A 23,374-nucleotide genomic window follows, 5' to 3' on the forward strand; every position below is an offset into this window, starting at 1 on the left:
GAGGGGTCGGGGGTGCTCTGGTCCTCCCGGGGCCTCATGGGCGAGGGGACAGCACGTGAGCGCACATCAGTATGACCACGGGCACACGGTCGCGGGGTGGGTCGGATTCGGGATCGCCAGCGTGGGCGCCGGTGTGGCCGGGCTGGGCGTCGTCACGGTCTCGGGCCTGTTGATCGCCGGCGGGATCGCGATCGGGGCCGTGAGTCTCCTGGTCACCTGGGCGTTGCATCTCGCCGGGTGGGGGAAGGGTCCCGGCCTGCGGCCCCGGGACGAGTGGGGGTGGCGCGTGCGGGATTCGGCGGCGCCGGGTGGGCACGAGGACTGCCTGGGGTGCCGGCTGGCCGGGCGAGGGCGGCGGGGTCCCGGGCGCTCGGCGGACCTGGCCATGCCTGCCCAGCGGGACGGGGAGCGGGAGACCGCCGCTGCCGTGGGGGCCGACTCCGCGCGGTGAGGTCTGTCCTCGTCGGCTGCTGAGATACGTCCCAGGCTCGCCCCCGTTGTCAGTGGTGCCGCCGTTGTCAGTGGTGCCCCCTACGCTCGACAGGGATGGCACAGGCATGGAAGTGCTCGGGGCTGCGGTGGTCGGCGGACGGTCCCGTGCTGCTCTGGGACGGCGGGCGGCGCACCGCGCTGACCTGGGGGAAACGCGTGGCCTTCGCGGTCGCGGAAGGGGGCGTGCGGACATGTGTGGGGGCTCGGGGGCATGCGTGTCCGGCGGGGGCGGCCGTGCCGGCGCGGAGTACGGGGGCGCGGTGCGAGGAGTGTGCGCGGCTGGACCGGGCGCACTCCGTGGCGGCGGACACCCTCGCGGACGATCCGCGGCCGTACCACGTATATCTGGCCTGGTTCGGTCCCGGCATGGTCAAGGTCGGGATCACGGCAGTGGAGCGGGGCTCCGCGCGGCTGCTCGAGCAGGGGGCCGTCTGCTTCAGCTGGCTGGGTGTCGGTCCTCTCATGGCGGCTCGGCGTACCGAGGAGCTGCTGCGGGCCGCCCTGCGCGTGCCCGACCGGATTCCGTACGCCGAGAAGCGGGCCGTGCGGGCCGGGCTGCCGGAGGCGGCCGTCGACCGGGCCAGCGAGATCACCGCGTTGCACACGCGGACCGTGGCGCTCCCCGCCTGGCCGGAGTCGCTCGCGCGGGCGCCGCTGCAGATAGTCGATCACGTCGAGGCGTTCGGACTCGCGGGGGTGCCTGCCGCCGTCGGGGAGGTGAGCGGGCTGGTCGCCGGGGGCGTGGTCAGTGGGGAGCTGATCGCTGCCGCCGGGCCCGATCTGCATCTGGCGACCGGGGGCGGTGTGGTCGTGCTGGACACCCGGCTGATGACCGGGTGGGGTCTGGTACCCGCCACGAGCGCTGAACCGACGGTTCCGGTCCGGGCGTTCCGGGAGGCGGCGGGTGTGCAGGACGGCTTGTTCTGAAGCCGCGCGGTCTCGCCCGGCCCCTGCGGCTCGCCCAGGCGGTTCCTGAGAAGTGCCTGTGCGGTTCTCAGGCAAATCACAGGTTGCCGAAAGGGCGCTCTCAGAGGGCCTCGACATCGTGTTCACATGACCACGACCTCGCCCCAGGGGCGCACCGAACTGCTGAGGCCGGACGGGAGCCCCGTCCGAGTGCTTGTGGTGGACGACGAGATGTCGATCACCGAGCTGCTGTCCATGGCCCTGCGCTACGAGGGATGGCAGATCCGGAGTGCCGGCGACGGCACGGGCGCGATCCAGACCGCGCGTGACTTCCGGCCCGACGCCGTCGTCCTCGACATGATGCTGCCGGACATGGACGGGCTGACCGTGCTCGGGCGGCTGCGCCGCGAGCTGCCGGACGTGCCCGTGCTGTTCCTGACCGCCAAGGACGCCGTCGAGGACCGGATCGCCGGGCTCACGGCGGGCGGGGACGACTACGTCACCAAGCCGTTCAGCCTGGAGGAGGTCGTCGCGCGGCTGCGGGGGCTGATACGGCGGTCCGGCGCGGCCGACCGGCGCTCCGACTCCGTGCTGGTCGTCGGCGACCTCACCCTCGACGAGGACAGCCACGAGGTCAGCCGGGGCGGCGAGAACATCCACCTGACCGCGACCGAGTTCGAGCTGCTGCGGTTCCTGATGCGCAATCCGCGGCGCGTGCTCAGCAAGGCGCAGATCCTGGATCGGGTGTGGTCGTACGACTTCGGTGGGCAGGCCAACGTCGTCGAGCTCTACATCTCCTATCTGCGGCGGAAGATCGACGCCGGGCGCGAGCCGATGATCCACACGCGGCGCGGCGCCGGTTATCTGATCAAGCCCGCGGCGTCATGAGCGGACGACGACGACCGCGTGCGCAGCGCACGGCAGGCGGGCAGCGGCCAGGCAGGCCGCGCACGCTGCGGACGCGGCTCGTCGTCGCGTCCGTGGTGCTGATCGCCGTGGTGTGCGCGGTGATCGGGACGGTGACGACGCTTGCCCTGCGGTCGCATCTGTACGAGCAGCTGAACGGCCAGGTCGACGACGCCGGCAAGCGCCTGTCGGGCCCCATGAAACCCGGCGGTGAGAAGGACAACGACGCGACGGACCGGATCACCGGCTTCGTCAAGGGACCGGCGCAGCCCCGCACCATCGCCGCCGAGGTCGGCGCCGACGGCACGGTCACCCGGGCGGTCCTCGCCCAGGAGGTGTCCAACGAGAACGGCCCCTTCCAGGGGAACACGCCCGTGGACCTCACCGCCGAGCAGAGGGCCGCCCTGGCCGACGTGCCCACCCGGGGCATGCACACCGTCGACATCCCCGGTCTCGGCGAGTACCGCGTGCAGTACGTCCTCGGGCGCGACGGGGACGCCTACTACGTCGCCCTGCCCACCGAGTCGGTCACCTCCACCATCAACACCCTGATCCTCGTCGAGGTGAGCGTCACCGGTGCCGGGCTGGTCGCCGCCGCCATCGCCGGCTCCGTCCTCATCGGCGTCGCCACCCGCCCCCTCCGCCGGGTCGCCGCCACCGCCACCCGCGTTTCCGAACTGCCCCTGCACACCGGCGAGGTGAACCTCAGCGAGCGCGTGCCCGACTCCGAGACCGATCCGCACACCGAGGTCGGGCAGGTCGGTGCCGCGCTGAACCGGATGCTCGACCACGTCCACGGGGCGCTGCACGCACGGCAGCAGAGCGAGATGCGGGTACGGCAGTTCGTCGCCGACGCCAGTCACGAGCTGCGGACGCCCCTCGCCTCCATCCGCGGTTACGCCGAACTCACCAGACGCGGCAGGGAGCAGGTCGGGCCCGACACCCGGCACGCCCTGGGCCGTATCGAGTCCGAGGCGGGCCGGATGACGCTGCTCGTGGAGGACCTGCTGCTGCTCGCCCGGCTGGACGCGGGGCGGCCGCTGCGGTTCGAGCAGACCGATCTCGTACCGCTGGTCGTGGACACCGTCAGCGACGCCCGGGCCGCCGGCCCGGACCACAACTGGCGGCTGGACCTGCCCGACGAGCCCGCGCTCGTCCCGGCGGACGCGGCCCGGCTGCAACAGGTCCTGGTCAACCTGCTCGGCAACGCCCGCACCCACACGCCACCCGGTACGACCGTCACCGCGCGGGTGCAGCGGCGCGGCCCCTGGCTGTGCGTGGACGTCGAGGACAACGGACAGGGCATCCCGGCCGAGTTGCTGCCGCACGTCTTCGAGCGGTTCGCGCGGGGCGACTCCGCGCGCTCCCGCGCCACCGGCTCGACCGGACTCGGCCTCGCCATCGTGCAGGCCGTGGCGACCGCGCACGGCGGTGCCGTGACCGTCGACAGCGTGCCGGGGCGGACCGTGTTCACGGTGCACCTGCCCGCGCTGCCGCCCCAGCCGCAGCGGGAAATGAGCCCGCAACAGCACTCACAGGCACGCCACAGCGTCACCACATGGGCACAACAGGGCGCCTGACGAAAGTCGGTTCCATGCGAACCGATTCTTCTCCCGGCACCCTGCCGGCGCGGGAGCACCTCCCGGCCGCACCAGCCGGTACGCCTGTCCTGGACGTAGTGATCCCCGTCTACAACGAGGAGAAGGACCTCCAGCCGTGCGTCCGCAGACTGCACGAGCACCTGGCCCGGACGTTCCCGTACGCGTTCCGCATCACGATCGCGGACAACGCCTCCACGGACACCACCCCGCAGGTCGCCGCCCGGCTGGCGGCACAGATGCCCGAGGTCACCACCTGCCGCCTCGAACAGAAGGGCCGCGGCCGGGCCCTGCGGGCCGTCTGGTCGGCCTCGGACGCCCCCGTCCTCGCCTACATGGACGTGGACCTGTCCACCGACCTCAACGCCCTGCTCCCGCTGGTGGCGCCGCTGATCTCCGGCCACTCGGACCTCGCGATCGGCTCCCGGCTCGCCCGCAGCTCGCGCGTGGTGCGCGGCCCCAAGCGGGAGTTCATCAGCCGGGCCTACAACCTCATCCTGCGCGGCTCGCTCCAGGCCCGCTTCTCCGACGCCCAGTGCGGCTTCAAGGCGATCCGCCGTGACGTCGCGCAGGTGCTGCTGCCGCTGGTCGAGGACACCGGCTGGTTCTTCGACACCGAGATGCTGGTGCTCGCCGAGCGCGCGGGACTCCGTATCCACGAAGTCCCCGTCGACTGGGTCGACGACCCGGACTCGACCGTGCACATCGTCAGGACCGCCACCGACGACCTCAAGGGCGTGTGGCGGGTCGGCAGGGCCCTGGCCACCGGGTCGCTGCCGCTGGACCGGCTCACCCGGCCGTTCGGCGACGACCCGCGCGACCGCGAGATCCAGGACGTGCCGAGGGGCCTGGCCCGCCAGCTCGTCGGGTTCTGCGTGGTCGGCGGCCTGTCGACCCTCTTCTACCTGCTGCTCTACAGCGGCTTCCGCGTCTTCACCGGCTCGCAGGTCGCCAACGCCCTCGCCCTGCTGGTCTCCGCGATCGCCAACACGGCGGCGAACCGGCGGCTCACCTTCGGGGTGCGGGGGCGCGGCGGGGCCGTACGGCACCAGGCGCAGGGCCTGGTCGTCTTCGGTATCGGGCTCGCCCTGACCAGCGGTTCGCTCGCCGCGCTCAACGCCGCCACGTCCGATCCCGCCCATTCCACCGAACTGGCCGTCCTCATCGCCGCCAACCTCGCGGCGACCGTCCTGCGCTTCCTGCTCTTCCGGGCGTGGGTGTTCCCCGACCGGCGGGGGGACGACGCCCCGGTGGCCGCCCCGTACGACTCCACTCACTTCCGCGCCGGTGACGTCGCGGACTCCTGGCGGGACGCGACCGTGCAGCTGCTGCCGGTGCGTCCGCACGACAACGATGCGAGGGACCTGCGATGACCGTCCACTACGACCAGCGGGCCGACGGCAGAGCCACGCCGGCCACGCTTCCCGAGACCTGGACGCGTCCGGCCGCCCCCGAGGGCGGTGAGCCGAAACGGCCCCTGCCGCGGCGCCTGTGGCACGGACGCCCCGAGGACCCCCGCTGGGCCCGCCCGGCCTTCCTCGGCCTGCTGCTCGCCACCACCGTGCTCTACCTCTACAACCTGAGCGCCTCCGGCTACGCCAACTCCTTCTACTCGGCGGCCGTCCAGGCCGGCAGCCAGTCCTGGAAGGCGTTCTTCTTCGGCTCGCTGGACGCGGCCAATGCCATCACCGTCGACAAGCCCCCGGCCGCGCTGTGGCCGATGGCCCTGTCCGTGCGGCTCTTCGGGCTCAGCTCCTGGGCGATCCTCGCCCCCGAGGTCCTCATGGGCGTCGGTACGGTCGCCGTCGTCTACGCGGCGGTGCGGCGCCGGTTCAGCGCCGCGGCCGGACTGATCGCGGGCGCGGTGCTCGCGCTCACCCCCGTCGCGGCGCTGATGTTCCGCTTCAACAACCCGGACGCGCTGCTGGCGCTGCTGATGGCCATGGCCTGCCACCTCGTCATCCGGGGCCTGGAGGACGGCCGTACGAAGTGGCTGGTCTGGGCCGGCGCGGCCATCGGCTTCGCCTTCCTCGCCAAGACCCTCCAGGCGTTCCTCATCCTGCCGGGACTCGCCCTGGTCTACGGCGTCTGCGCGCCGGTGCCGGTGAGGAAGCGGATCGGGCAGCTCGCCGCCGGCCTGGCCGCGATCGTCGTCTCCGGCGGCTGGTGGGTGGCGATCGTCGAGCTGTGGCCCGCGTCGTCCCGGCCGTACATCGGCGGCTCGCAGAACAACAGCTTCCTGGAACTGACCTTCGGCTACAACGGCCTGGGCCGCCTCAACGGCGAGGAGACCGGCAGCGTCGGCGGCGGTGGCGGGGGAGGCGGCGGCAACTGGGGCGAGACCGGCTGGGACCGGCTGTTCAGCTCCTCCATCGGCGGCCAGATCTCCTGGCTGATCCCGGCCGCGCTGATCCTCCTCGTCGCCGCTCTGGCGGCCACCCGCAGGGCGAAGCGCACGTCGGTGACCCGCGGTTCGTTCCTCGTCTGGGGCGGCGCGCTGCTCACGACCATGCTCGTCTTCAGCTACATGCAGGGCATCTTCCACGAGTACTACACGGTGGCCCTCGCCCCCTACATCGCCCCGCTCATCGGCATGGGCGCGGCGCTGCTCTGGGAGAAGCGCGCCGTGGCGTGGGCGTCGCTGACCCTGGCGGCGGCGACGACGGCGACCGCGGCCTGGGGGTACGTCCTGCTCAACCGCTCCTCCGACTACCTGCCCGGGCTGAAGTGGCTGGTGCTGGTCGGGGGTCTGACCGCGGCCCTGGGCCTGGTCTTCGCCGGGCGGCTGGGCCGTCGACTGGCCCTGGGCGCCGCGGGGCTGGGCCTCGTCGCCGCGCTGGCCGGTCCGGCGGCGTACACCCTGACCACGCTGAACGAGGGGCACACGGGCTCGATCGTCACGGCGGGCCCGGCGGTGGCCGGCGGACGCGGCGGCCCGGGCGGCGGCGGCCCCGGCGGTGGCGGCTTCCCGGGCGGAGGCCAGAACCGGCCAGGCCAGCAGAACCAGCAGGGCCAGCAGAACCAGCAAGGCCCGCAGGGCTTCCCCGGCGGCGGCATGCCGGGCCAGAACCAACAGGGCCAGAACCAGCAGAACGGCGACGGCGGCCGTACGGGCGGCATGGGCGGTGGCGGCGGTGGCGGCATGGGCGGCCTGCTCAACGGCGCCGGCGTCAGCGCCCAGGCCAAGAAGCTGCTGGAGGCCGACGCCGACCAGTACACGTGGGCCGCGGCGGCCATCGGCGCCCAGAACGCGGCGAGTTACCAGCTGTCCACGGGCGAGCCGGTGATGGCCGTCGGCGGCTTCAACGGCACCGACCCGTCCCCGACCCTGGCCCAGTTCAAGCAGTACGTGGCCGACGGGAAGATCCACTACTTCATCGCCTCCGGCTCGGGCGGCGGCATGGGCGGCAGCAGCGACGGCACCTCTTCCCGGATCACCTCCTGGGTCGAGGCCAACTTCAAGAAGGTCACGGTCGGTTCGGCGACCTTCTACGACCTCACGCAGAAGGCGAGCGACTGACGGACCCTGACCGGGAGAAGGGCGGTGGCCGAGCGCGCCACCGCCCTTCCTCAATTACCCGGTTACCCGGTTACCCGGTTACTCGGTTGTACACCGTATGGGAATCATTCTACGGTGTACAGCATGACGACGATTCCCCAGGAACAGGAACAGGCCCGTCCCCCGACTCAGGGCCACCCCCAACGCTGGCTGATCCTCGGTGTCATCTGCCTCGCCCAGCTCACCGTGCTGCTGGACAACACGATCCTGAACGTGGCGATCCCCTCGCTCACCCGCGAGATGGACGCCACTACCGCCGACGTCCAGTGGATGATGAACGCCTACGCGCTGGTGCAGTCCGGCCTGCTGCTCACCGCGGGCAACGCCGCCGACCGCTACGGCCGCAAGCTGCTGCTGATGTCCGGCCTCGCGATCTTCGGCGTCGGCTCGCTGGCGGCGGGCCTGTCCCAGAGCCCCGCCCAGCTGATCGCGGCCCGCGCCGGCATGGGCGTCGGCGGCGCGCTGCTGATGACCACCATCCTCGCCGTCGTCGTGCAGATCTTCGACGACCAGGAGCGGGTGAAGGCCATCGCGCTGTGGTCGACGGTCAGTTCGCTCGGTTTTGCGGCCGGGCCGCTGATCGGCGGGGTGATGCTGAACCACTTCTGGTGGGGCGCGATCTTCCTGATCAACATCCCGGTGGCCGTGCTGGGCCTGGTCGCGGTCGCCGCGCTCGTGCCGGAGTCCAAGCACCAGGCGGGTGAACGGCCCGACCTGGTCGGCGCGGTGCTGTCGACCATCGGCATGACGGCCGTGGTGTACGCGATCATCACCGGCCCCGAGCATGGCTGGACCTCCGCGCAGGTGCTGGTCTCCGCGCTGATCGGCGTGGCCGTCCTGGGCCTCTTCGTGACGTGGGAGCTGCGGACCGAGCACCCGATGCTCGACATGCACTTCTTCCGCAACCAGAAGTTCGTGGGCGCGGTCGCGGGCGCGATCCTCGTGGCGTTCGGCATGACGGGCTCGCTGTTCCTGCTCACGCAGCATCTGCAGTTCGTGCTCGGCTACGAGCCGCTGGACGCAGGGCTGCGGACGGCGCCGCTGGCGTTGACCGTGGTCGTGCTCAACTTCACGGGGGTCGGGGCGAAGCTGGTGCGGAAGGCCGGGACGCCGACGGCCATCGCGCTCGGCATGACCCTGGTGGCCGCCGGGCTGGCGGCGATCGCGCTGCTCGGCGGGCACGGGTACGAGGGGATGCTGCTCGGCCTGGTCGTGATGGGGGCGGGTGTGGCGTTGTCCATGCCGGCGATGGCCAACGCGATCATGAGCGCGATACCGCCCGAGAAGGCGGGTGTGGGCGCGGGCATCAACGGCACGCTCGCGGAGTTCGGGAACGGGCTGGGGGTCGCCGTTCTCGGTGCGGTGCTCAACTCGCGGTTCGCGTCCCTGGTCGCCGTCTCGGCGGCGTCGCTGCCGGCGGCGCTGGCGTCTGCCGACAGTGCGGCGGAGAGGGCGCGTATTTCTGACGCGTTCGCCTCCGGGCTGGAGACCAGTCAATTGGTCGGGGCTGTGGCTGTGCTGGCCGGTGGGTTGGTCGCGGCTGCGTTGTTGCGGCGGGCCGAGCGGGCAGAGTCCGCCTAAGAGCTCGGGCGGCTGGGTAGTGGGCGGCTGCGGGAGCGTTCGGGCTGGTCGCGCGGTTCCCCGCGCCCCTGAGAGGCGCGTCTAGCATGAGCGGCGTCTGAAAGATCGAGGAAGGTGCGCCATGGCGAAAGCGGCCCGGCAGGGTCAGGCGCGGACCAGCGTCTGGCTGGAGAGCAAGGCGCACCGACGGCGCGGCGGGGGGCAGCCCTCGGGGCTGGACCGGGGGCGGATCACCGAGGTCACCGTGCGGCTGCTGGACGCCGAGGGGCTGGCCAGGTTCTCGATGCGGCGGCTGGCCGGAGAGCTGAACGTGACCGCGATGTCCGTCTACTGGTACGTGGACACCAAGGACGACCTCCTGGAACTCGCCCTGGACCAGGTCATGGGCGAGATGCGGCTGCCCGACCCGGACGCCGACGAGGACTGGCGCGACCAGGTGCGGGCCCTCGCCCGGGAGTACCGGACGCTGCTGGTGCGGCACCCCTGGGTGTCGGCGCTGGTCGGCGTCTTCCTCAACATCGGCCCCAACAACCTGGCGTTCTCGCGGGTCGTCCAGCGCGTCGTCCGCAGGACCGGGCTGCCGGCGAAACGCCTGACGAGCACGATCTCGGCGGTCTTCCAGTTCGTCTACGGCTACGGAACGCTGGAGGGCCACCTCGCCACGCGGGCCGCGGCCGCCGGCCAGACCGTGGACGAGTACTTCCAGCAGTCCCTGAGCACGGTCACGGAGGCCCCGCAGGCCGCCGACGTCCTCCGGGAGTCGCAGGAGATCATGGCGGCGCGCGGCGGCGACACCGTCGCCGAGATGCTGGAGCGCGACTTCGAGTTCGCGCTGGAACTGCTCGTCGCGGGCATCGAGGCGATGGTCGCCCGGGAGCGCTGAGCCCCTCCGGAGGCGTCGGTCGGCTACTCCCCCTCGACCAGCCGCGCCGGGAACCCGCCCGTCGCCACCGGGCCCCACCGCTCCGGCGTGATCCGGATGATGGACTTGCCCTGCTTGACCATGGCCGCGCGGTACTCGTCCCAGTCGGGGTGCTCCCCGGCGATGTTCCGGTAGTACTCCACGAGCGGCTCGACGGAGTCGGGGGTGTCGACGACCTCGGCCGTGCCGTCGATCTGCACCCAGGGGCCGTTCCAGTCGTCGCTGAGGACGATCAGGCTGACCCGAGGGTCGCGCTTGGCGTTGCGGGTCTTGGCGCGCTCCGGGTAGGTGGAGACGACGATCCGGCCGGAGTCGTCCACCCCGCAGGTCAGCGGGGAGCCCTGGGGGCCGCCGTCGGCCCGGCGGGTCAGCAGGATCGCGTGGTGCCGGGGGCGGACGAAGTCCAGCAACTCGTCGAGCGAGACGCGGGTGTTCGTAGCGATGTTCGGTGCCATGTGCGGCAGCCTACGACGCCAGTGCCTCGGGGAGGTTGTCGTACACGGGGACGTCCCGGCGCAGCCCGGTCAGCTCCAGGACGCGGCTCGCGACACCCTCGGGCCGGGCCACCAGGCGCACCCGTGCCCCGGGGCGCAGCCGGTGCCGGATGTCGTTGATGAGGCGGACGCCCTGGGAGTCCATGAAGGAGGTGCGGGTGAGGTCGAGGACGAGCACGTCCAGTCGGTCGCGCCGGGCCTCGACCGCGGACACGACGAGCGGAAGCAGCTCTTCCGCGTTGCAGAAGTCGATTTCGGCGGGCATGGCGAGATGAACGCGACCGGGGAGGTCACGCGATTCGGTGGGATTCGGGAGGAAGGTCACGGAGCTCACCTGGCAGACGTTCGTCCGGATTCCGGTAAGGCCGCTTCCTGACCCGTGAAGCCCATTGCACCATGCCGCGGGGTGGTCGCGAAAGCGCCCTGGCCCGGCCGTCGGCCGGACGTCACTTCGGGGCAACCGAACAGTTAGAGTGCTGTCCGTCCTGTGCTCGCAGTCGGGAATGTGCTGCGGAGCTCTCCTGCGCACGGTCATGACCGTGCATGCCGAAGAGGTTCGTGGTGGCTGCGTCCGAGTTTCCTGATTTGCCCCGTTTTCAGGTCGGCTTCGAGCTGGCCGAAGCCCTCACGGTGGCTTCTCAGCAACTGCACGAGACCCTCACACCGCACAGCACCCTGCGCACGGCGGTCCGGCTCGCCGTCCACCTCATGCCCGGGGCCGAGCACGCCGGCATCTCCGAGATCGAGCGCGGCAACAAACTCCGCACCCTCGCCTGGACCGACGAGGTCGTGCGCTCCGCCGAGGCCCGGCACGAGGGCCGCGACCGGCCCGGGCACTGGGAGCAGCTGTGGAACAGCCCCGTCGCGCGGATAGCGGACAGCGAGTCCGACGAGGGCTGGGACGTGCTGTCGGCCCTGGGGCTGCGCTCGGCGCTGTCGCTGCGGCTGCGCGCCGACCGCCGCCGGCTGACCGTGCTCACGGCCTACGCGCGCAAGCCGGGCGCCTTCGACGAGGACGCGACACGCATCGGCCGGCTGTTCACCACGCACGTCAGCATCGCCCTGGAGTCCGCGACCGTCCGCGAGCAGCTCACCGAGGCCATGCACACCCGGGACCTGATCGGCCAGGCCACCGGCATCCTCATGGAACGCCAGGGCATCGACGCGGCCGCGGCCTTCGAGAGCCTGGTGCGCGCCTCCCAGCGCGAGAACGTGAAACTGCGCGATCTGGCCCGCCGTATCGTCGGCGCTCACAACTCCACGTGAGCGGGCGTGAGTTGCGGCACGTGCGTTAACGGACGCCGACGGGATACCCGTACGGTCATGAGCTCCGAGACGTCCGACACGCTGGACCAGGCGATGGTGCGCAGCAGCGGTCTCGACACCCTGCTGCGCGATCTGACCGACCGCGCGGTGCAGGAGGTGCCCGGCGCCGCCGCGTGCAGCATCACGGTGCGCCGCGCGGACCGGCTGCTCACCCTGGCCGGCAGCGACGGCCTGCCCAGCGGCCTGGACCTGCGGCAGTACGAGAACGGCTCCGGCCCCTGCGTCGAGGCCGCCGAGACCGGCGCCGAGCAGTACGCCCCGGACCTGGCCGCGGAGCTCCGCTGGCCGTCGTACACGGGCTACGCGCTGTCCGCGGGCGTCCACTGTGTGCTGGCGGTGCCGATCGCCGTCGAGGGCGAGACCGGCGCCGCGATCAACTTCTACGGCGTGACGGCCGACGCGCTGGGCACGGGCCGGGACGCGGCCCGTGCCTTCGCGGCCCGGGCGGGGGACGTGATCAGCGTGGCGCTGCGCATCGAGCGGCGGCGCCAGTCGGCGGCCGACGTGCGCACCGCGCTGCTCTCCCGCAGCGTCATCGATCAGGCGATCGGCATCCTCATGGCCCGGGAGCGGATCGACGCGCGCCTCGCGCTGGAACGGCTGCGCCGGGTCTCGCAGGACCGGAACGTCAAACTCCGGGACCTGTGCAGCCAGTTGGTGGCGAGAGTGTCCCGGCCGGGAGACCCCGCGTCACGCGGCCGGCAGTGACTCGCCCTGCACGGCCTGGATGTCCAGCTCCACCTTGAGCGTCGTGCCGACGGCGGCGATGCCCGCCTGCAGGACCTGGTTGTAGTTCATCGCGAAGTCCTCGCGGCGCAGTTCGGTCGTGGCGCGGAAGGCCGCCCGGGTGCCGCCCCAGGGGTCCGGGCCGGTGCCGAGGTAGGCCAGGTCCAGGTCGACCGGCCGTACGACGCCGTGCATGCCCAGCTCGCCGTGGACGGTCCACCGGTCGGACCCGGACGCCGTCAGCCCCGTGGACCGGTAGGTGATCTCGGGGAACCGCTCGACGTCGAGGAAGTCAGGCGACTTCAGATGGCCGTCGCGCATGTCGTTGCCGGTGTTGATCGAAGCGGCCCGGATCACTGCCTCGACCCGCGATTTGGTGACGTCGTCCGGGGCGATCTCGATCGAGCCGGAGAACTCCGTGAACCGGCCGTGCACGCTGGAGATGCCCAGGTGCTGCGCCACGGCGGCCACGCTGGAGTGCACCGGGTCGACGGTCCACGGCCCGGGCGGCGGCAGTTCGGTGCCGCCCTGCCGGGCCAGCGTCACTGTGCCGACCTCGGCCCGCCCGCTGGCCGTGACGATCACACTGGAGGCCGCGGGCGCGTACCCGACGGCCGTGACGATGACGGTGTACGCCCCCGGCTGGAGCGGCGTCACGTCCCGTACGGCCCCCTCCGCGTCGGCCTCGGCGCGCAGCACCTGCGCACCCGTCATGTCCGCCACCGTGACGACCGCGTGCGACACGGCCCATCCGTCCCGGGTGCGGATCCTCGCGGTCAGTCCCATCACACGTAACTCCTCAGAATGAGACCGGCCCGCGACGGGGGCGCACCTCCGCTCAGAGCGCGCCCACCGCCACGGGCCGGGGTCCGTACTACTCGCCGGGGTGGGCGAGTTCGATGTCGTGGCCGTCGGTGCCGCGGCCGGTGACCGTCAGGGCGGTGGCCACCGGCGGGTAGCCCGTGGCGATGACGGTGTAGTCGCCGCCGTCCAGGTCGGTGAAGGCGTACGCCCCGTCCGTGCCGGTCGTGGCCGAGCCGACGACGTTGCCGGCCTGGTCGAGCAGCGTGACCCGGGCGTCGGCCAGCGGGCCGTGCGGGGCGCGGACGACGCCCTGGACGCGGGCGCCCGAGTCCAGGTCGATCTCGACCCGGGTGACCCCGGTGCCGCCCACCTCGACGGGCAGGGCGCGCGGACGGTACCCGGCGGCGTTCACCGCGACGGTCACCGCCCCCGGCACCAGCTCGGCGAAGGAGAACTCGCCCTGCTCACCGGTGGCCTGGGTGGCCAGCAGGTCCCCGCGCACATCGGTCACGATGACCATCGCGTCCTTGACCGGCTGCCCGTTCTCCGCGGCCCGCACCAGGCCGGTCAGCCCGCTGGTGCCGCTGAGCAGGATGTCGTAGGAGACCGGCTCGCCGTTCACCACGACCGTGGACGCCTGCGGCTGGTAGCCGTCGGCGGAGGCGATCAGGACGTACGACCCGGACGCCGGGGCGTCCAGCGCATAGGAGCCGTCGGCCTGCGCCACGGACCGGCCCAGCTGACGCCCGGCCAGCGAGATCAGCGTCACGGCGGCCTGCGGTACCGGGGCGCTCTCGTTGCCGCGGACGAAACCGCGGACCGGCACACCGGCCCCACCGGACGAGGGCTCCTCGGCCCGGGCGATCGTGGCGACGGCGGCGAGCCGCTGGGTGCCCTCGGGCCCGGTCCCGCCGGCGCCCTCGGTGTCCGCCGCGGCCCAGCTCGGCACGGCCTTCTGCCCGGCGGGAGCCTCGGCCGCCGCCTCGGCGGGAGCCACCGGAGCCTCGGCGGGTGCGTCCGCGTCCGCGGCCTGCGCCAGCGCGCCCTTCGTCTTCAACGGGACCTCCTTGATGAACAGCGCCACCAGCAGGGCGAGCAGCGCCAACGGGGCCGAGTAGAGGAACACGTCCGCGACGCCGTGACCGTAGGCGCTCTCCACGACGGTGCGGATCGGCGCGGGCATCGCGCCGAGGTCGGGGATGTTGCCCTCGCCCGTGCCGGCGTGACCGAGGGCCGCGCCCTTGGGGCCGAGGTCGGCGAGGCCGTCCTTGACGTAGTCGGTGATCTTGTTGGCCAGGACCGCGCCCAGGGCGGAGACGCCCACGGCACCGCCGAGGGACCGGAAGAAGGTCACCGTGGAGCTGGCGGCACCGAGATCACTCGGCTCCACCTGGTTCTGCGTGCAGAGCACCAGGTTCTGCATCATCATGCCGATGCCGAGACCCAGCAGCGCCATGAAGATCGCTATGTGCCAGTACTCGGTGTCGTACCGGATCGTGCCCAGCAGCCCGAGTCCGGCCGTCACGAGCACGCCACCACCGAGCAGCCAGCCCTTCCAGCGCCCGGTCCGGGTGATGATCTGCCCGGAGACGGTGGAGGAGACGAACAGACCGGCGATCATCGGGATGGTCATCACCCCGGACATCGTCGGCGACTTGTCCCGGGCCAGCTGGAAGTACTGGCTGAAGAAGACGGTCCCCGCGAACATCGCGACACCGACGAACAGCGAGGCCAGCGAGGCCAGCGTGATGGTGCGGTTGCGGAACAGCCGCAGCGGGATGATCGGCTCGCTCGCCCGGGCCTCGACCAGCACGAACAGCGCCAGAAGCACCACGGAACCGCCGACCATCGCGTACGTCTGCCAGGAGAGCCAGTCGTACTTGTCACCGGCGAAGGTCACCCAGATCAGCAGCAGGCAGACGGCCGCGGTGATGAAGAAGGCACCGCCCCAGTCCACCTTGACCTTCCGCTTCACCACGGGCAGGTGCAGGGTCTTCTGCAGCACGATCAGGGCGATCACCGCGAAGGGCACGCCGACGTAGAAGCACCAGCGCCAGCCGAGCCAGTCGGTGTCGGTGATGACACCGCCGACCAGCGGGCCGCCGACCATCGCCGTGGCGAAGACGGCGCCCAGGTAGCCGTTGTACCGGCCGCGCTCACGCGGCGAGATCATCGCCGCCATGATGATCTGGGCCAGCGCGGACAGACCGCCCATGCCGATGCCCTGGACGGCGCGGAACGTGATCAGCGTGGCCGGGTTCTGCGACATGCCGGCCGCGGCCGAACCGGCCACGTAGATCACCAGCGCCAGCTGCACGAGCAGCTTCTTGGAGAACAGGTCGGCGAGCTTGCCCCACAGCGGGGTGGACGCCGTCATCGCGAGGAGCGCGGCGGTCACGACCCAGGTGTAGGCGCTCTGGCCGCCACCGAGGTCGCTGATGATGCGGGGCAGGGCGTTGGAGACGATCGTCGACGACAGGATCGCGACGAACATGCCGAGCAGCAGGCCGGTGAGGGCCTCCATGATCTGCCGGTGCGTCATCGGAGCGCCGCCGCCGGAGGAGCCGTGGGAGCCTCCCCCGTGCTTGGCATGAGCCCGCACACCGGCTGGTGTGGTCGTTGCCATGGGCTTCCTTTTCTTACGTGCTTGCGGGTGTACGGGTGGTCCGGTCGGAGGCGGGCGGGGCCGCCCGGGCCGCGGGCCGGCAGTCGAAGCTCTCCCTGAGCCGCGCCATCAGCTGGGTGAGCCGGCCGACGTCCTCGTCGGTCCAGTCGCTCAGGCGCTCGGCGAGGACCTCGGTGGTCCGCCGGGACAGCTCGTCGAGCTGCGCGTGGCCCGCGGGGGTGAGGCGCAGGATGCGGGAGCGCTTGTCCGCGGGGTCGGGGGAGCGTTCGATCCAGCCCCGGGCCACGACGTGCGCGACATGGCGGCTGGTGACCGACATGTCCACCGCGAGCAGCTCGGCGAGCTTGCTCATGCGCATGTCGCCGTGGCGGCCCAGCAGGGTCAGTACGGCCGCCGATCCGCCGGGGCACTCGGCCGGCATGATCCGTCCGAGCTCCCGCTTCACGGCGCCGAAGGCACTGAACTGGCGGACCAGCTCTTCGTACTGCGCCCTCTCGGCCATGGCACCTCCGCTTTCGTTGCTTAGGGCAACCATGGCATCTGTTGGTTGCTGAAGGCAAATAAAAGAGGGGGGTGCGGCCATAAAAACTTGGCAAAGGCAAGTATTGCGGCAGTAAATGTGCAGGTGGCGAGCCTGGCGGTACGGGTCGCGCCCGGACAAACGGAAGGCCAACCCCCACTTGGGGAGCCCCGGCGTTTTCGCTAGGGTCTCGGGCCATGGCTAACAACCAGGCCCCCCAGGGCAATCACGACCCTGCCGGCAGCACCCAGATGTTCCGCGCGTTCGTCGACGAGGCGCCGCAGGGGCGGCAGGCCGCGGCGACCAGTGGCGGGCCGCGGATCGGTCTCATCGTCGGCGTAGTCGTCGCCGTGGCGATCATCGCGGCGGTGGCTTGGCTGGCGCTCGCGTAACTCGTACGGCGGATTTCCGGGCCCGGGCAACGGCGCTGCTGAACAGGCTGCTTGCCCGGTACCGGGCGTTTCTGCTGAGGCCGGGTGGGTCCGCAACCCGGCGCAGCGGGGTGCCGCTGCGCCCACCCGTGCCGCCCTTAGCGGCACGCATGCCCGCAGCTAGGCGGGACGGGCGGCTCGCAGCCAAGCGGCGGGAGCCCGTGCCGCAGCCCGGCGGCACGCATGCCCGCAGCTGAGCGGGACGGGCGCCCCGCAGCTGAGCGGGACGGGCGGCCCGCAGTCAGGGCGGCTGGGCGGCAGCCACGACGCGCCCGCACCCGCCGTACCACGGAAGGGGACGTGTCGGGGGGTGTCCGCCCGCAGCGGTTGGCGCGTCAACGCCAGTGAGTCGGTATGACACCCCATCGCGCCGTTCCGAGGACGGACACCCCCCGGCGGCAGGCGAAGACGCGCACCCCCACGAGCCCGCTACGTCAACGTCAGTCCGAGATCAGCCCTTCCCGCAACTGCGCCAACGTCCGCGTCAGCAGCCGCGAGACGTGCATCTGCGAGATGCCGACCTCCTCGCCGATCTGCGACTGCGTCATGTTCGCGAAGAAGCGGAGCATGATGATCCGCCGTTCACGCGGCGGCAGCTTCGCCAGCAGCGGCTTCAGGGACTCCCGGTACTCCACGCCCTCCAGCGCCGTGTCCTCGTACCCCAGCCGGTCCGCCAGCGACCCCTCGCCGCCGTCGTCCTCCGGCGCCGGCGAGTCCAGCGAGGACGCCGTGTACGCGTTCCCCACCGCCAGCCCGTCGACGACGTCCTCCTCGGACACCCCGAGCACGGAGGCGAGTTCGGTGACCGTCGGCGACCGGTCCAGCTTCTGCGACAGCTCGTCGCTCGCCTTGGTCAGCGCGAGCCGCAGCTCCTGAAGCCGGCGCGGCACCCGCACCGACCACGACGTGTCGCGGAAGAACCGCTTGATCTCACCCACGACGGTTGGCATCGCGAACGTGGGGAACTCGACCCCCCGTTCGCAGTCGAACCGGTCGATCGCCTTGATCAACCCGATCGTGCCGACCTGGACGATGTCCTCCATCGGCTCGTTGCGGGACCGGAACCGCGCGGCGGCGTACCGGACGAGCGGGAGGTTGAGCTCGATGAGCGTGTCACGGACGTACGCACGCTCGGGGCTGTCCTCGTCGAGCGCGGCCAGCCGCAGGAACAGGGAGCGGGACAGGGTGCGGGTGTCGATGGCCCCCGTGGCCACAAGCGCCGGCGCGGGCTCGGTCGCGAGCTCGGCCGGAACGTCGTCGATGGGGCCGAGTGAGTCGAGAGCATGGGGAGCTGTCTCGCTCTCCGCGAGCGTGAGCACCTTCGAGCTGCCCTGTTCTGCGGACATGCCACCCCCTTTGGGTCGCGGGACGGTCGCGGCGAACGCCCCCGTCTGAGGAACGCAGCCTTCACCTGAATACCGGAGCCGAAGCCCCGGCAAACGCGCTTCACGCAGAATGTCACATGTCGGCAACACGCTGTAGTGACATGTCGACATCTGAGACGCGAATCAGCCCTGCAAACAAGGGGTCTGACGCCTTTTCGGCCCGGAACCGTCGAGAACGGCCCTGATGAGCGATTCCCTCCCCCAGGGGACCTCTCGCTCCTGTTTGCGGTTACGCGTCGATCCGGTTCGCAGACCGCAACCGCTGGAAGCTACGCGCGAGTAGCCGAGAGACGTGCATCTGCGAGACGCCCAGCTCCGCACTGATCTGAGACTGCGTGAGATTGCTGTAGTACCGCAGCAGCAGGATCCGCTGCTCCCTCTCGGGCAACTGCACGAGCAGATGCCGTACGAGGTCCCGGTGCTCCACCCCGTCCAGCGCGGGATCCTCGTAGCCGAGCCGGTCCAGCAGCCCCGGCAGCCCGTCGCCCTCCTGCGCGGCCTCCAGGGACGTCGCGTGGTACGACCGCCCGGCCTCGATGCAGGACAGCACCTCGTCCTCGGTGATGCGCAGCCGCTCGGCGATCTCCGCGGTCGTCGGGGTGCGCCCGAAGGCGGTCGTCAGGTCCTCCGTCGCGCTGTTCACCTGCACCCACAGCTCGTGCAGCCGGCGCGGCACATGGACCGTGCGGACGTTGTCGCGGAAGTAGCGCTTGATCTCGCCGACGACCGTCGGCATCGCGAAGGTCGGGAACTGCACGCCCCGGTCGGGGTCGAAGCGGTCGATGGCGTTGATGAGCCCGATGGTGCCGACCTGGACGACGTCCTCCATCGGCTCGTTGCGGGAGCGGAACCGGGCGGCCGCGTAGCGCACGAGCGGGAGGTTGGCCTCGATGAGCGCCCCGCGCACCCGGTCGTGCTCCGGCGTGCCCGGCTGGAGTTCCTTGAGCTGGGCGAAGAGCACCTGCGTCAGGGCGCGGGTGTCGGCGCCACGGCTCCGCTGGGGAGCGGGCGGGGTGGATTCCGGCGTTTCCGAGGTGGGTGCCTGAGGTGCGGTACTGGCCAGCACGGTCAACTCCACCTCGTCATCGTCAACTCATCCGTCAACTCTTCCATCAAAAGCGGTCATAGCATCACAAGACATGTGCACAGTGTGCAAGCACCGCATAACTACGTGTTGAGGTATGAATGAACGCAAAAGCCCCCCGCCGGTACGGCGAGGGGCTCGAAGCGAAGGCCTCAGAACTCGTAGTCCGCGATCACCCAGGTGGAGAACTCCCGCCACAGCGCGACACCGGCCTGGTGGGCCGGGTGCTCCACGTACCGGCGCAGCGCCTCCGCGTCGTCGAAGGCCGAGTTGATGGCGAAGTCGTGGGCGATCGGGCGGTCGCTGACGTTCCAGCCGAGCTCCCAGAAGCGGATCTCGGGGATCGCGCCGTCGAGCGCGCGGAAGGCCTCGACACCCTTCAGGACCCGCGGGTCGTCGCGCTCGACGCCCTCGTGCAGCTTGAAGAGGACCAGGTGGCGGATCATCACTTTCCTCCGTTGGCGACCCAGGTGGCGAAGTCGCCGAGGGCTCCTGCAGCGTCCGATATGCCCTGGAAACCTATCAGGACGTAGTCAGAGGCCTTCTCCGGGTCGGTGATGATCACATAGAAGACGAAGACCACGACCAAGTAGACGGCGATCTTCTTAGCGTTCACCGCCATCGCGGCCTCCCCTGTCCCTTGTGTCCCATGCCGCGCACATGATCGCACGAAGGGTCCGGCACGCGAAGGGGCTGATCGCACGAAGGGCCCCGTCTGACGACGGGGCCCTTCTTCAGCGGTAGCGGAGGGATTTGAACCCTCGGTGACTTGCGCCACACTCGCTTTCGAGGCGAGCTCCTTCGGCCGCTCGGACACGCTACCGAGGGAGACCTTACAGCAAGGTGCGCGCTGCTTCGAAATCGGTATTCAGCGGCCGCGGAAGAACTCCGTGAGGAGCCCGGCGCACTCCTCGGCGAGCACGCCCTCGATCACCTCGGGCCGGTGATTGAGCCGCCGGTCGCGCAGGAGGTCCCAGAGGGAGCCGGCCGCGCCGGCCTTCTCGTCCCGGGCGCCGTAGACGAGCCGGTCGACGCGGGACTGCTGGATCGCGCCCGCGCACATCGTGCAGGGCTCCAGCGTGACCACGAGCGTGCAGCCGGCCAGCCGCCACTGCCCGAGCCCGGCCGCGGCCCGGCGCAGGGCGAGGACCTCGGCGTGGGCCGTCGGGTCGCCGCCCGCCTCGCGTTCGTTGTGCCCGGCCGCGAGCACGGTCGTGCCGTCCGGGGCCAGGACGACGGCGCCGACGGGGACGTCCCCGCCCTGGACGGCCGCGGTGGCCTCGTCCAGGGCGAGTCGCATCGCGGGCCGCCAGGGGTCCCGTACCGGATCCGGCGGTCCGGGGGTGGTGCGTGCGGTCAGCGGACGGTCTCCAGGGTCTCCGAGGCGCCCAGGGCCTCGGCGATCTCGGTGACCGCGTCCGACGCGAGCGCCCGCAGCTCCTTCTCGGTCACGCCGAGGTCGTCCAGGATCCGGGCGTCGCCGACCGGGCCGTGCGGCACGGACTCGGCGGAGCCGGCGACCGGGCCGGCGTCGTCGGTGTCGTCGTCGTCGCCGTCACCGTCCTCGGTGCCGTCGAGGTCGAGGGCGTCCAGGTCGTCCCCGTCGTCCGGATCCCGGCCGAGCAGCTCGTCGGTGAGCAGGATCTCGCCGTAGCTGCTGCGGGCAGCGGCGGCGGCGTCCGAGACGTAGATGCGAGGGTCTTCCTCGCCGTCCACGCGGACGACGCCGAACCAGGCGTCCTCCTGCTCGATGAGCACGAGCACCGTGTCCTCGTCGGGGGAGGCTTCACGGGCCAGGTCGGCCAGATCCGACAGGGTTTCCACATCGTCGAGCTCTGTGTCGCTCGCTTCCCACCCGTCTTCGGTGCGCGCGAGCAGTGCGGCGAAGTACACCGTGACTCTCCCACTGGTCATAGGCGTGCCGGTTGGGGGTCCCCCCGGCGGAGGTTGCGGGCGGGGAGTGCTCGTCCGAGCCCCACCCACTCGGAATCGTGGCAGAAACTAGGCGTTCAGGGGACGTCTTCGGCTCCCTGTGTCCAGCAGTTTTGATCGCACGCTCGTTGCCGCCACCTGCGGATCGTACGCGGCTTTCCCGCGCTCCACGCACGGCCACCTCGACAACGCCCGCGCGGTTCGTGATCTTCCCCGGCGGTTTCCTCACCCGTTTCCTACCAGCGGAAGGTGCGCATGCGCATCGCGTGCCGCAGCCGGGCGGTCTTGGCGCGGCGCGGCTGGACGCGGTCGCGCAGCTCCCGGGCCTCGGCCAGGTCGCGCAGGAACCGGGCGCGGCGCCGGCGGCGCTCGGCGTCCGACTCGTCCGTCCGGTCGGTCTCGTCCGTCCGGTACCTCTCGTCCGTCCGGTACGTCTGGTCCGTCATCCGGTCGGTCTCCGGGTCGGTCCCGGGCTGTGCGCGCGGCGACGGAACGTGTCGGGAATCCCGGTCGGGCATCAGCTCACCACCCTCAGTCCGTCCCTCCCACTTTCCCCCGGACGGGCGGTTTGACGCCAGCGAACGGGTGACGGCCGGGCGGCGGGCTTGCCGTGCGGCCGGGCTCATCCGGCCCGGTTACTGTTGTGGACATGCGTCTCCACGTCGTCGACCACCCTCTGGTCGCCCACAAGCTCACCACGCTGCGCGACCAGCGCACCGACTCCGCGACCTTCCGCCGTCTCGCCGACGAGCTGGTCACCCTGCTCGCCTACGAGGCCACGCGCGACGTGCGCACCGAGCAGGTCGACATCCAGACGCCGGTCGCACGGACCACGGGCGTGAAGCTGTCCCACCCGCGTCCGCTGGTGGTGCCGATCCTGCGGGCCGGCCTCGGCATGCTGGACGGCATGGTCCGGCTGCTGCCGACCGCCGAGGTGGGCTTCCTCGGCATGATCCGCAACGAGGAGACGCTCCAGGCCTCCACGTACGCCACGCGCATGCCGGAGGACCTGTCGGGGCGTCAGGTGTACGTCCTCGACCCGATGCTCGCCACCGGCGGGACGCTGGTCGCGGCGATCCAGGAGCTGATCCGGCGCGGCGCCGACGACGTGACGGCCGTGGTGCTGCTGGCCGCGCCGGAGGGCGTGGAGGTCATGGAGCGCGAGCTGGCGGGCACGCCGGTGACGGTGGTGACCGCCTCGGTCGACGAGCACCTGAACGAGCACGGCTACATCGTCCCGGGCCTCGGCGACGCGGGCGACCGGATGTACGGGGCGGCCGAATAGGCCCTGGCCCTGCGGGCTCACGGGCCCTGCGGGCTCACGGGCCCTGCGGGCTCACGGGCCCTGCGGGTCCACGGGCCCTGCGGGTCCACGGGCCCTGCGGGCTCACGGGCCCTGAGGGCTCACGGGCCCTGCGGGCTCACGGGGCCTGCGGGTTCGCGGGCCCTGAGGGGTTCAGCAGCCCTTCTTCGACGGCGCCGGCTCGGGGCTGGCCAGCTTGGTCAGGGCCTGGTCGGCGTCCGGCTTCTTCGCCAGTTCCTTGAAGCCGTCGCCGATGACGAGGTCGAGGGCGGCGCCCTTGCGGGCCGCCTCGGTGCGCCGTTCGGCGCCCGGGAGCTGCGTGCCGAGCACGGGCAGTGAGGTGTCGCGGGCAGCGGCGGGGCCGAGCAGTACGCCGGGGCCCTTGACCTTCTTGTCGTACTCCTTGGTCGCGTTGCCCACGTCGCCGATCTTGAAGCCGCGTTTCTTCAGTTCGTCGGCGGTCTTCTTGGCCAGGCCGCTGCGGGTGGTGGCGTTGAGCACGTTGACCGTGATCGCGCGGGGTTCGGGCAGGGGCCTGGCGCTGGGCGAGGGGCTCGCCTTCGTCGCGGGGCCGCACTCCGTGCCGCCGCCGGCCGCCGAAGCCTTTCTGCCGCCGCCGGTGAAGACGTCGATGAGCTGCAGCGTGCCCCAGCCGCCCACGCCCAGCACCACGACGGAGGCGGTGCCCAGGGCGACGAGCCTGCCGCGCCGCCGGGGCCGGCGCATCCGGGGGTACTTGTTGCCCTTGATGCGGTACTTGCCGCCCATGCCGGGGGGAG

Annotated in this window: 25 protein-coding genes and 1 tRNA gene; 12 read left to right on the forward strand and 14 right to left on the reverse strand. The window is 71.6% G+C overall.

What is annotated here, in order from left to right:
- Positions 1–55: 55 nt before the first annotated feature.
- The 8 genes from ABZ386_RS30315 to ABZ386_RS30350 all read left to right on the forward strand — a co-directional run bounded on the left by ABZ386_RS30315 (position 56) and on the right by ABZ386_RS30350 (position 9,925).
- The gene (locus tag ABZ386_RS30315; RefSeq protein ID WP_358966739.1) at positions 56–451 is read left to right on the forward strand and encodes an HGxxPAAW family protein; all 396 of its coding nucleotides are present in this window, start codon (positions 56–58) and stop codon (positions 449–451) included.
- 95 nt (positions 452–546) lie between these two features.
- Positions 547–1,419, forward strand: a complete 873-nt coding sequence (locus ABZ386_RS30320) for a DUF2797 domain-containing protein (protein WP_358966741.1) — start codon at positions 547–549, stop codon at positions 1,417–1,419.
- A gap of 126 nt (positions 1,420–1,545) precedes the next feature.
- A complete protein-coding gene (locus ABZ386_RS30325; protein WP_031115301.1) occupies positions 1,546–2,286 on the forward strand; it encodes a response regulator transcription factor in 741 nt (246 codons plus the stop codon).
- Entirely contained in the window at positions 2,283–3,884 is a 1,602-nt protein-coding gene (locus ABZ386_RS30330; RefSeq protein WP_355715001.1) for a HAMP domain-containing sensor histidine kinase, read from the forward strand. The genes ABZ386_RS30325 and ABZ386_RS30330 overlap by 4 nt, the downstream gene beginning before the upstream one ends.
- Before the next feature lie 14 nt (positions 3,885–3,898).
- Complete coding sequence (locus tag ABZ386_RS30335; protein WP_351340770.1) at positions 3,899–5,275, forward strand: bifunctional glycosyltransferase family 2/GtrA family protein; 1,377 nt, start codon at positions 3,899–3,901, stop codon at positions 5,273–5,275.
- The gene (locus tag ABZ386_RS30340) at positions 5,272–7,422 is read left to right on the forward strand and encodes a glycosyltransferase family 39 protein (protein WP_358966744.1); all 2,151 of its coding nucleotides are present in this window, start codon (positions 5,272–5,274) and stop codon (positions 7,420–7,422) included. The genes ABZ386_RS30335 and ABZ386_RS30340 overlap by 4 nt, the downstream gene beginning before the upstream one ends.
- 123 nt (positions 7,423–7,545) lie before the next feature.
- Entirely contained in the window at positions 7,546–9,042 is a 1,497-nt protein-coding gene (locus ABZ386_RS30345) for an MFS transporter (RefSeq protein WP_351340775.1), read from the forward strand.
- Between the two features lie 121 nt (positions 9,043–9,163).
- On the forward strand, positions 9,164–9,925 hold the full coding sequence (locus ABZ386_RS30350) for a TetR/AcrR family transcriptional regulator (RefSeq protein ID WP_356669950.1): 762 nt from the start codon (positions 9,164–9,166) through the stop codon (positions 9,923–9,925).
- 23 nt (positions 9,926–9,948) lie between these two features.
- Here ABZ386_RS30350 and ABZ386_RS30355 read toward each other — a convergent pair whose 3' ends face one another.
- On the reverse strand, positions 9,949–10,419 hold the full coding sequence (locus ABZ386_RS30355) for a PPOX class F420-dependent oxidoreductase (protein WP_037760219.1): 471 nt from the start codon (positions 10,417–10,419) through the stop codon (positions 9,949–9,951).
- A gap of 10 nt (positions 10,420–10,429) precedes the next feature.
- On the reverse strand, positions 10,430–10,723 hold the full coding sequence (locus ABZ386_RS30360) for an STAS domain-containing protein (protein WP_351340781.1): 294 nt from the start codon (positions 10,721–10,723) through the stop codon (positions 10,430–10,432).
- 278 nt (positions 10,724–11,001) lie between these two features.
- Between ABZ386_RS30360 and ABZ386_RS30365 the strand changes: the two genes are divergently transcribed.
- Together ABZ386_RS30365 and ABZ386_RS30370 are read left to right on the forward strand one after the other, a co-directional pair.
- On the forward strand, positions 11,002–11,724 hold the full coding sequence (locus ABZ386_RS30365; RefSeq protein WP_351340784.1) for an ANTAR domain-containing protein: 723 nt from the start codon (positions 11,002–11,004) through the stop codon (positions 11,722–11,724).
- A gap of 57 nt (positions 11,725–11,781) precedes the next feature.
- The gene (locus ABZ386_RS30370) at positions 11,782–12,492 is read left to right on the forward strand and encodes a GAF and ANTAR domain-containing protein (protein WP_351340788.1); all 711 of its coding nucleotides are present in this window, start codon (positions 11,782–11,784) and stop codon (positions 12,490–12,492) included.
- Here ABZ386_RS30370 and ABZ386_RS30375 read toward each other — a convergent pair.
- The 3 genes from ABZ386_RS30375 to ABZ386_RS30385 form a co-directional block, all read right to left on the reverse strand.
- Positions 12,475–13,296, reverse strand: a complete 822-nt coding sequence (locus ABZ386_RS30375) for a YceI family protein (protein WP_355715015.1) — start codon at positions 13,294–13,296, stop codon at positions 12,475–12,477. The two genes, ABZ386_RS30370 and ABZ386_RS30375, sit on opposite strands and share 18 nt — an antisense overlap.
- An 88-nt stretch (positions 13,297–13,384) precedes the next feature.
- Complete coding sequence (locus tag ABZ386_RS30380; RefSeq protein ID WP_358966749.1) at positions 13,385–15,940, reverse strand: MFS transporter; 2,556 nt, start codon at positions 15,938–15,940, stop codon at positions 13,385–13,387.
- A gap of 13 nt (positions 15,941–15,953) precedes the next feature.
- Positions 15,954–16,442 carry a MarR family transcriptional regulator gene (locus ABZ386_RS30385; protein ID WP_351340796.1) on the reverse strand — a complete coding sequence of 163 codons (489 nt, stop codon included), beginning with the start codon at positions 16,440–16,442 and terminating at the stop codon, positions 15,954–15,956.
- A 215-nt stretch (positions 16,443–16,657) separates the two neighbouring features.
- Between ABZ386_RS30385 and ABZ386_RS30390 the strand changes: the two genes are divergently transcribed.
- The gene (locus tag ABZ386_RS30390; protein WP_351340799.1) at positions 16,658–16,852 is read left to right on the forward strand and encodes a hypothetical protein; all 195 of its coding nucleotides are present in this window, start codon (positions 16,658–16,660) and stop codon (positions 16,850–16,852) included.
- Positions 16,853–17,331: 479 nt separating this feature from the next.
- Here the strand turns inward: ABZ386_RS30390 and ABZ386_RS30395 are convergent, their stop codons facing one another.
- From ABZ386_RS30395 to ABZ386_RS30430, 8 genes are all read right to left on the reverse strand, one after another.
- A complete protein-coding gene (locus ABZ386_RS30395) occupies positions 17,332–18,237 on the reverse strand; it encodes an RNA polymerase sigma factor SigF (RefSeq protein ID WP_351340802.1) in 906 nt (301 codons plus the stop codon).
- Between the two features lie 268 nt (positions 18,238–18,505).
- Positions 18,506–19,342: an RNA polymerase sigma factor SigF gene (locus tag ABZ386_RS30400; RefSeq protein WP_351340845.1), complete on the reverse strand. Its 837-nt coding sequence runs from the start codon at positions 19,340–19,342 to the stop codon at positions 18,506–18,508.
- Positions 19,343–19,512: 170 nt separating this feature from the next.
- Positions 19,513–19,806 carry a Dabb family protein gene (locus ABZ386_RS30405; RefSeq protein ID WP_114254004.1) on the reverse strand — a complete coding sequence of 98 codons (294 nt, stop codon included), beginning with the start codon at positions 19,804–19,806 and terminating at the stop codon, positions 19,513–19,515.
- On the reverse strand, positions 19,806–19,982 hold the full coding sequence (locus ABZ386_RS30410) for a hypothetical protein (protein WP_351340806.1): 177 nt from the start codon (positions 19,980–19,982) through the stop codon (positions 19,806–19,808). The genes ABZ386_RS30405 and ABZ386_RS30410 overlap by 1 nt, the downstream gene beginning before the upstream one ends.
- Positions 19,983–20,098: 116 nt before the next feature.
- Positions 20,099–20,183, reverse strand: a tRNA-Ser gene (locus ABZ386_RS30415).
- A 45-nt stretch (positions 20,184–20,228) separates the two neighbouring features.
- Entirely contained in the window at positions 20,229–20,660 is a 432-nt protein-coding gene (tadA, locus tag ABZ386_RS30420; RefSeq protein ID WP_351340809.1) for a tRNA adenosine(34) deaminase TadA, read from the reverse strand.
- Between the two features lie 56 nt (positions 20,661–20,716).
- Positions 20,717–21,253: a hypothetical protein gene (locus tag ABZ386_RS30425; protein WP_355715028.1), complete on the reverse strand. Its 537-nt coding sequence runs from the start codon at positions 21,251–21,253 to the stop codon at positions 20,717–20,719.
- A gap of 275 nt (positions 21,254–21,528) precedes the next feature.
- Positions 21,529–21,738 carry a hypothetical protein gene (locus ABZ386_RS30430; RefSeq protein ID WP_198678215.1) on the reverse strand — a complete coding sequence of 70 codons (210 nt, stop codon included), beginning with the start codon at positions 21,736–21,738 and terminating at the stop codon, positions 21,529–21,531.
- A 203-nt stretch (positions 21,739–21,941) separates the two neighbouring features.
- On the opposite strand from ABZ386_RS30430, the gene upp reads away from it, so the two are divergent.
- Entirely contained in the window at positions 21,942–22,577 is a 636-nt protein-coding gene (upp, locus tag ABZ386_RS30435) for a uracil phosphoribosyltransferase (protein WP_114257496.1), read from the forward strand.
- A gap of 171 nt (positions 22,578–22,748) precedes the next feature.
- Here upp and ABZ386_RS30440 read toward each other — a convergent pair whose 3' ends face one another.
- A complete protein-coding gene (locus ABZ386_RS30440) occupies positions 22,749–23,363 on the reverse strand; it encodes a LytR C-terminal domain-containing protein (protein WP_351347958.1) in 615 nt (204 codons plus the stop codon).
- Between the last annotated feature and the right edge of the window lie 11 nt (positions 23,364–23,374).

Source organism: Streptomyces sp. NPDC006140 (genome assembly GCF_040628815.1).
In the GTDB taxonomy this organism is placed as follows: domain Bacteria; phylum Actinomycetota; class Actinomycetes; order Streptomycetales; family Streptomycetaceae; genus Streptomyces.